This window comes from Rhodoblastus sp., from assembly GCF_041915505.1.
Taxonomy (GTDB): domain Bacteria; phylum Pseudomonadota; class Alphaproteobacteria; order Rhizobiales; family Beijerinckiaceae; genus Rhodoblastus.
In genome coordinates this window covers 1-5,629 of sequence record NZ_JAYSBG010000235.1, presented here as the reverse complement: position 1 = coordinate 5,629, position 5,629 = coordinate 1, and the positions used below count along the sequence as shown (strand labels likewise).

Here is a 5,629-nt window from a genome sequence, read left to right as displayed (position 1 = left end):
TCGCCGAGAATGACATAAGTGGAGATGCGCGCGCCGGAGTTCTTGTTCCAGATTTCGACGAACTCGAGCGGCAGGATCCCCGCTTCCTCGCAATGATCCGGATCGAGCGTGATGGAGCCGTGATAGTCGATATTGGCGTCCGTCACGTGGATTCCGTGCAGTTTGGCGCCGACAACCTTGCGCATCGCATGTCCCTGAAGCTGGTGGGAGCCTCATCCCTTGCCGCGCTCATAACCGTTTTCGCGGAAAATCGCCAGCGCGCGATTCGCGCGCGGCGCTTTCCGAAGCGTTCAGTCCGGCTTGAAGTCCAGCGCGACGCCATTGATGCAATAGCGCAGATGGGTCGGCGGGGGCCCGTCGTCGAAGACATGGCCGAGATGGCCGCCGCACCGGCTGCAGTGAACCTCGGTGCGGACCATGAAATGGCTGGCGTCCCGACTGGTCTCGACCGCCCCCGGCAAGGGCTCGAAGAAACTGGGCCAGCCCGTGCCGCTTTCGAATTTCTCGCCCGACCGGAACAATTCCTGCTCGCAGCCGACGCAGAAAAAGGCGCCCGCGCGCTTTTCATGATTGAGGGCGCAGGACCCCGGCCGCTCGGTGCCGTGGCGGCGCAGAACGTCATATTGCTCGGGCGTGAGCCGCGCGCGCCATTCCTCGTCGCTATACGTGACCGGGAAGGTTTTCGTCGTCGCATTGGTCGTCATGGAGGCCTCCGGCGGAAGACCGCCTATAGATAAGCGCCTTCCGCGCCGCAACAAGACGGGCGCCGCGCCGGCGCGTTGCCAGCGGCGCAGAAATCGGTCTAAACAGGGGCCGCGGTGGGGCCGGTAGCTCAATGGTTAGAGCCGGCCGCTCATAACGGTCTGGTTGCAGGTTCGAGTCCTGCCCGGCCCACCATCCGGCAGACGGGCCGCAACAGCCCGCGCCGGCGCAGGGAAATGCGTCAAAAATCCGGCATTCCATTGACCGAATCGACCGCCGCGGCCATGATCCGGCGCGGCGGCGTGTGATCTGTGTCAAAAAGGCCGCCAGATTAAGGCGTTCGCAGGACCGACGGGCTTGCCCGGAGGACTCCTTCCTTCTAAAGCTGCGCCATATCAATGGAGGCTCGCATGCTCAATCGTCGTCACATTTTCAAGACCGGCGTCGCCGCCCTCGCCGCCGTTTTCATGGCCGCGAGCGTCCCCGCCTATGCCGGGACCGGCAGGGTCCGTCTCCGCATGGCCAATGCGGGCTTCATCGTCGGCATCGGCGGCGGCAGCGGCACGCTGACCTTCCAGGGTCGCACCTATCCGCTGCGCATCGGCGGCATTTCGCTCGGCACCATCGGCGCCTCGGGCGGCACGCTGGTTGGCCGCGCGCTGAACATCCACCAGCCGACCGACATTGTCGGCACCTTTTCCGCCGTCGGCGCCGGCATCGCGATCGCGGGCGGCGCGCGCGTGATGCGCATGCAGAATTCCAATGGCGTCATTCTCGAATTGCAAGGCATGCAGGCCGGCTTCGAGGCCAATGCCGGGCTGAGCGGCTTCAGCCTGTCGATGTGAGCGACGCTTCCCAGGGAAGCGATTCGGGCGGCGTTCTCCGAGCGCCGCCCGTTTTGTCTGGACGCGCCGGCGGAACGTGGAGCCCACTGCCCGGTTGACCCCGGATCGGCCGACGCTGCGCCGCCCGGCCGGCGCCGAAACAGGGAAGATCGACATGACCTATTGTTCCATTCGCGCCTCCGCCGCCCTTGCCGGCGCGCTGGCGCTGCTGATCGACGCCAGCGCGTCCTTCGCCATGACCCTGCCGCCGCCGGCCGTTTCCTCGCCGATTTCGCCAGCCTTTCAAGGCGGCGTCCATCGCCCGCCGGGAGGCGTCCACCGTCCGCCGCCGGGCGGATATCATCGTCCGCCCGTGGCGGGGCGTCCGCCCGGATATCGCCCGCCTGTTGGCGCTTGGGGCCGTCCGCCAGGAGGCGTCTATCGTCCCGGCTATTACGGCGGCTGGCGGCGTCCTTCCTATGGGTGGGCGCCCGGCGGCGCGATAGCGGCCGGCGCGGCGCTTGGCGTGCTCTCGGCAGCGGCCGCGGCCGCCTATATTTCAAGCCAGCCGCCCGGGCCCGGCCTGTGCTGGTATTATACCGACCCGTCGCGCCGCAGCGGCTTCTGGGACGCCTGCGGGCAGTGACCAAAACAGAGGCGGCGCTTGACGCCGCCTCTTTCATTTCACGAGACGCGAAATATCGCGGAAGCGCGGATGATCCGCCGCGCGGAGCCATTCAAACAGAACCATTTCACTGGTCACGATCCCGGCGCCGCAGGATTCAGCCCGGCGCAGCGCCGTGGTCTTGCTGTCGGCGCGGCGCGAGCCGATGGCGTCGGTCACGACGAAAACCGGCCGCCCTTCCCCCAACAGGCCGAGAACGGTCTGCATCACACAGACATGGGCCTCGAACCCCGCGACGACGATCGCGCAGTCTTTCAGCTTGTCTTTGGGAAAATTCGGCGCGGCCACGGCGGAAAAGGCCATTTTGGCGACCGCCGCGCCGGCGAATTCCGCCAATTCCGGCACAGTCGGGCCAAGCTTGTCCGGATTCTGCTCGGTCACGACGATGTCCACGCCGAGCAAGACGGCGCCTTCCGCGAGACGCCGCGCATTGGCGATCGCCGCCGCCGCATCCTCGATCGCGGGCGCGAGCCGGGTCTGGAAATCGATCAGCAGGAGCAGGGAGGATTTCGGCGCCGGAATGAGCATGAAGTCCTCCCCGTTCAATGTCAGGCCGCCTTGAGCGAGGCCATGTCGATGACGAAACGATAGCGCACGTCATTCTTCAGCATGCGCTCATAGGCCTCGTTGATTTCGCCGATGCCGATCATCTCGATATCGCTGACGATATTATGCTTGCCGCAAAAATCGAGCATTTCCTGCGTCTCGGCCATGCCGCCGATCAGCGAACCCGCCACCGTTTTGCGGCCGCCGATCAGATTGACGCCCAGCGGCGCCGGCTCCAGGGCGGTGAGCGCACCGACCAGCACCATGGCCCCATCGAGCTTGAGCAAGCCGAGATAGGGGTTGATGTCATGCCCCACCGGGACGGTGTTGAGCAGGAAATCGAAGCTGCCGCGCGCTTTTTTCATCGCCTCGGCGTCGCGCGAGACCAGCACTTCGTCGGCGCCGAGGCGCAGGGCGTCCTTGCCCTTTTCCGGCGAGGTGGTGACCATGACCACATGCGCGCCCAGCGCCTTGGCGAATTTCACGCCCATATGGCCGAGACCGCCGAGGCCGACAATGCCGACCTTCTGGCCGGGACCGACCTTCCAATGGCGCAGTGGCGAATAAGTGGTGATGCCGGCGCAAAGCAAGGGCGCCACCGCCTTGACGTCGAGATTTTCGGGAACCTTGGCGACGAAGCGCTGCCCGACCACGATCTGTTCCGAATAGCCGCCGAAGGTGAGCGTCGTCCCGTCGCGCGCATAGCCGTTATAGGTCAGGGTGCAACCCTCGGCGCAATATTGTTCGAGACCGGCGTCGCAGGGCTCGCAGACCCGGCAGGAATCGACCATGCAGCCGACGGCGGCGAGATCGCCGGCCTTGAATTTCGTGACATGGGCGCCGACCCGGACGATCCGCCCGACGATCTCATGGCCGGGCACCATCGGATAGAGCGAATTGCTCCAGTCGTCGCGGGCCTGATGCAGGTCGGAATGGCAAACGCCGCAATAAAGAATGTCGATCTGAACGTCATGCGGGCCAGGATCGCGGCGCTCGAAATTGAACGGGGCAAGCGGAGTCGTCGCCGACTGCGCGGCGAAGCCTTTGACTTTGAACATGCGGGAGCGTCCTGGACAGGGAAAGACAATAAAAGACATAAGCGCCGCGCGCGGCAGGGACAAGATTTCCCCTCAACGCCCGCGCGACAGCAAAACTTTGCGCGAATGCACGCGAGGGCGCGCGATCACCAGCTCGCCAGGCGGCGCAATTGCGGCGTCTTCTTGTAATCGAGCCCCCCGAAAATTGGACACTGACGGACGCTATGATCTGATGTCTGCTGGTCTCCAACGGAGAGGAGATCTGGCATGTCGAAACGCAGAAACCATGACGCCGCGTTTAAGGCGCGCGTCGCGCTGGAAGCCTTGAAGGGCGAGAAGACCGCGGCCGAACTGGCGACGGCTTACGGCGCGCATCCCACCATGATCCACCAGTGGAAAACGGCGTTGCTCGAAGGAGCGGCCGACATTTTCGAACATGGGGCCAAGAAGAAGGCCGAGATCGACGAGGGCGCTGTCCGGGACTTGCATGCCAAGATCGGGGAGCTGGCGGTCGCCAACGATTTTTTGTCCAGAAAGCTCAAACCCTGGACCGGGAAGTGAGGCGCGGCATGATCGAGCCTGACCATCCAGCGCTTTCGATCGGCATGCAGTGTCGCCTGCTGTCGATCTCGCGGTCATCGTTCTATTACGAGCCGCAGGGCGAGACAGAACTGAACCTCGCTTTGATGCTGCTGATCGACAAGCAGTTCTTGGAGACGCCATTCTATGGTGTCCAGCAGATGACCTGGCATTTGCAGAATGAAGGCTTTTCGGTGAACGTGAAGCGCATCCGGCGGCTCATGCGCCTGGTGGGGCTGATGCCGATCTACCAGAAGCCGATCACCAGCAACCCAGCGAAGGGACACAAGACCTATCCCTATCTATTGCGGGGGCTGCGGGTCGAGCGCCCCAATCAGGTCTGGTGCGCCGACATCACCTATCTGCCCATGAAACGGGGCTTCCTCTATCTGATCGCCATCATGGACTGGTTCACGCGCAAGGTCCTGGCGTGGCGCATCTCGAACACCTACGAAGCCGAGTTCTGCGTCGAGGCTCTGAACGAGGCCATCGACCGATTTGGGGCGCCCGATATCATGAATACCGACCGGGGCAGCCAGTTCACGTCTTTCGCCTGGACCGACCGCCTGAAGCGCATCGACGCCAGGATCTCGATGGATGGCAAGGGGCGCTGCATCGACAACATCTTCATCGAACGTCTCTAGCGGTCGCTGAAATACGAATGCGTCTACCTGCATGCCTGCGAAACAGGTTCGCAGGCCAAGGCCGAAATCGGGCGCTGGATGACCTTCTATAATCGCCCGCGGCCTCATGCCGCCCATGGAGGGCAGCCGCCTGCAGTGATTTATTGGAACAGGATTGAAAACGATCCGCCGGTCCAGAAAGTAGCTTAAATCTCCCCGGAGTTTGTCCAACCAACGGGGAGTAGCTCAGCCGTGGCTGCGAAATATTGACGCGGATCCGTGGATTTCGGGATCGAGCGCGTCCGGCGATTGCTTCGCCTTCCATCAGGTTCGCCTCTTGATCAAATAGGGCGAACAAGTCCAGATTACGGGCCATCGCCTCAAGGCCGTCTCGTCCAAAGCGCGTGTCCATGGTCAATTCTGTCTTTTCCGCCTGCGACGCGACCATATTCGAGGTCATGTCGCGCCTCGCCGAGCGCCATCGCGCCATCAATCTCGGCCAGGGCTTTCCCGAGGGTCTCGAAGCGGCCGAGGTGGTCGCGGCGGGCGCCGAAGCGCTGCGGAGCGGCCCGCATCAATATCCGTCCATGCTCGGACTTCCGGCTTTGCGGCAGGCGGTGGGGGAAAACGCGC

6 protein-coding genes, 1 tRNA gene and 2 pseudogenes are annotated in these 5,629 nt (G+C 63.7%); 5 read left to right on the top strand and 4 right to left on the bottom strand.

Translation table 11 applies throughout. The features are described from left to right. The coding region (locus ACE3S9_RS13865) for an aspartate 1-decarboxylase (RefSeq protein WP_374547060.1) at window positions 1-185 on the bottom strand (185 nt) is incomplete at its 3' end. A gap of 105 nt (window positions 186-290) precedes the next feature. Beyond that, complete coding sequence (msrB, locus tag ACE3S9_RS13860; RefSeq protein WP_374547059.1) at window positions 291-704, bottom strand: peptide-methionine (R)-S-oxide reductase MsrB; 414 nt, start codon at window positions 702-704, stop codon at window positions 291-293. 117 nt (window positions 705-821) lie between these two features. On the opposite strand from msrB, the gene ACE3S9_RS13855 reads away from it, so the two are divergent. The 3 genes from ACE3S9_RS13855 to ACE3S9_RS13845 all read left to right on the top strand — a co-directional run bounded on the left by ACE3S9_RS13855 (window position 822) and on the right by ACE3S9_RS13845 (window position 2,172). Further along, window positions 822-897: transfer RNA gene (locus ACE3S9_RS13855), tRNA-Ile, on the top strand. Window positions 898-1,112: 215 nt separating this feature from the next. Beyond that, window positions 1,113-1,547 (top strand): hypothetical protein, encoded by a 435-nt coding sequence (locus ACE3S9_RS13850; RefSeq protein ID WP_374547058.1) that lies wholly within the window; start codon window positions 1,113-1,115, stop codon window positions 1,545-1,547. Between the two features lie 154 nt (window positions 1,548-1,701). Next, window positions 1,702-2,172, top strand: a complete 471-nt coding sequence (locus ACE3S9_RS13845) for a hypothetical protein (protein ID WP_374547057.1) — start codon at window positions 1,702-1,704, stop codon at window positions 2,170-2,172. A 33-nt stretch (window positions 2,173-2,205) separates the two neighbouring features. Here ACE3S9_RS13845 and ACE3S9_RS13840 read toward each other — a convergent pair whose 3' ends face one another. Both ACE3S9_RS13840 and ACE3S9_RS13835 read right to left on the bottom strand, forming a co-directional pair. Further along, window positions 2,206-2,739 carry an isochorismatase family protein gene (locus ACE3S9_RS13840; protein ID WP_374547056.1) on the bottom strand — a complete coding sequence of 178 codons (534 nt, stop codon included), beginning with the start codon at window positions 2,737-2,739 and terminating at the stop codon, window positions 2,206-2,208. 20 nt (window positions 2,740-2,759) lie between these two features. Further along, a complete protein-coding gene (locus tag ACE3S9_RS13835; protein WP_374547055.1) occupies window positions 2,760-3,815 on the bottom strand; it encodes an NAD(P)-dependent alcohol dehydrogenase in 1,056 nt (351 codons plus the stop codon). A 246-nt stretch (window positions 3,816-4,061) separates the two neighbouring features. Between ACE3S9_RS13835 and ACE3S9_RS13830 the strand changes: the two are divergent. Both ACE3S9_RS13830 and ACE3S9_RS13825 read left to right on the top strand, forming a co-directional pair. After that, window positions 4,062-5,206: pseudogene (locus ACE3S9_RS13830) on the top strand (IS3 family transposase). Window positions 5,207-5,406: 200 nt separating this feature from the next. Beyond that, a pseudogene (locus ACE3S9_RS13825) lies at window positions 5,407-5,629 on the top strand (aminotransferase); the annotation flags it as partial.

Excerpts from the sequence above, each read along its gene's own strand:
- ACE3S9_RS13850 (WP_374547058.1), top strand. The coding sequence starts at position 1,113 with ATGCTCAATCGTCGTCACATTTTCAAGACCGGCGTCGCCGCCCTCGCC.
- msrB (WP_374547059.1), bottom strand. The coding sequence starts at position 704 with ATGACGACCAATGCGACGACGAAAACCTTCCCGGTCACGTATAGCGAC.
- ACE3S9_RS13835 (WP_374547055.1), bottom strand. The coding sequence starts at position 3,815 with ATGTTCAAAGTCAAAGGCTTCGCCGCGCAGTCGGCGACGACTCCGCTT.
- ACE3S9_RS13845 (WP_374547057.1), top strand. The coding sequence starts at position 1,702 with ATGACCTATTGTTCCATTCGCGCCTCCGCCGCCCTTGCCGGCGCGCTG.
- ACE3S9_RS13840 (WP_374547056.1), bottom strand. The coding sequence starts at position 2,739 with ATGCTCATTCCGGCGCCGAAATCCTCCCTGCTCCTGCTGATCGATTTC.